The 1170-nt window shown below is 54.9% G+C and carries 1 protein-coding gene and 1 pseudogene; one reads left to right on the top strand and one right to left on the bottom strand.

The genetic code is table 11. From position 1 onward, the window contains the following. Nucleotides 1-254 precede the first annotated feature (254 nt). Nucleotides 255-542 (bottom strand): annotated as a pseudogene (locus Q363_RS31715) (IS21 family transposase); the annotation flags it as partial. 39 nt (nucleotides 543-581) lie between these two features. On the opposite strand from Q363_RS31715, the gene Q363_RS31720 reads away from it, so the two are divergent. After that, the gene (locus tag Q363_RS31720) at nucleotides 582-989 is read left to right on the top strand and encodes a hypothetical protein (protein WP_035358798.1); all 408 of its coding nucleotides are present in this window, start codon (nucleotides 582-584) and stop codon (nucleotides 987-989) included. Nucleotides 990-1170: the final 181 nt, after the last annotated feature.

Genomic DNA, 1170 nt, shown 5'->3' on the forward strand with positions numbered 1-1170 from the left:
TTCAGCGATCTTTAATCTTGCCGCATCATCGGCGTCCTTAAATGCCTGTTCGTGGATCGCTTTGCGTTGCTCATCAACTTTTCGAGCTATTTCAACTTCTAGGCTTTGGGTGTGTCACGAACGCGAGCGCGAGCGCGCGATGCTGTTGTCAAGGGCGGAGTAAAACTAGGCCACTGAGGCGGAGCAAAAGTAGGCCAGTAGGAGGTAGTTGGGTTGTAGTGAGATTGACGGGCGAGAAGGGCCGCCGGCGCCGCTCATGGGCACACCTCGGCAAGCAAGGTCATGTAGTCGGCGGCCTGCGTCGTGCGCACCTGGGCCAGTGGCAGGTGGGGATAGTTCTCCATGTCCAACCGTGGCGGTCTTCGTTCGATCCGGCACAGCAGCAGATGACGCACTGCATCGAAGCTGATCGTGCCTAACCGCAGGGCATCTTCGATGGCATGGGTTAGCTCAGCGAGGTCGAAGGTCTCCAGCAGGCGAAGCACCTGCACGTACTCGCGGCTGCCGTGTTTCTTGAGCCTGGCTTCGAGCAGACGCCGCAAAATCGTTGGTCCGGAGACACCTCGCTAATATATCGAGTTATGGAGGAAGTCTTTTTTGCGTTGCTATCTGTCGCTGCCGAACTGCTGTTCGAGGTGTTCTTTCAGGTTGTTGTGGAAGCGATAGTCGCTCTCATCGAGCGATCAATTCGAAATGTGTTTGAAGTATCAAACGCCATCAATCCGATCCTAGCCGCCATAGGTTATTTGTTGCTGGGCGTCGCTTTCGGGATCGCGAGCCTACGTCTGTTTCCGCACCCACTAGTCCACCCATCAAAGTTTCACGGCATCAGCCTGGTGGTCAGTCCCGTCATTACTGGTTTGGTGATGTCGCAGGTGGGCATCGTGCTTCGTCGGAAGGGTAAGCAAGCGGTTCGGATTGAGAACTTCGGATATGGATTTACGTTCGCCTTGGGTCTGGCCATCATTCGCTTCTTTTTCTTAGGGTAGGCCGATCTATCAGGCTGATTAAGGTTTGGGGCCTCGGTCTTCTCGTCAACATCCACTAAAACGGTAGTACTCCGTCGAAAATCACGCCTCCAGGGTTGCGCTCGCGAGTCTTATGCTGGCGCCCTGTTGGCGGGAGTGATCTGAACGTTGTAGCCGAATTTGCGAAGCTGTTTGGCTAGAG

It is taken from the genome of Edaphobacter aggregans DSM 19364, from assembly GCF_000745965.1.
GTDB classification, from domain to species: domain Bacteria; phylum Acidobacteriota; class Terriglobia; order Terriglobales; family Acidobacteriaceae; genus Edaphobacter; species Edaphobacter aggregans.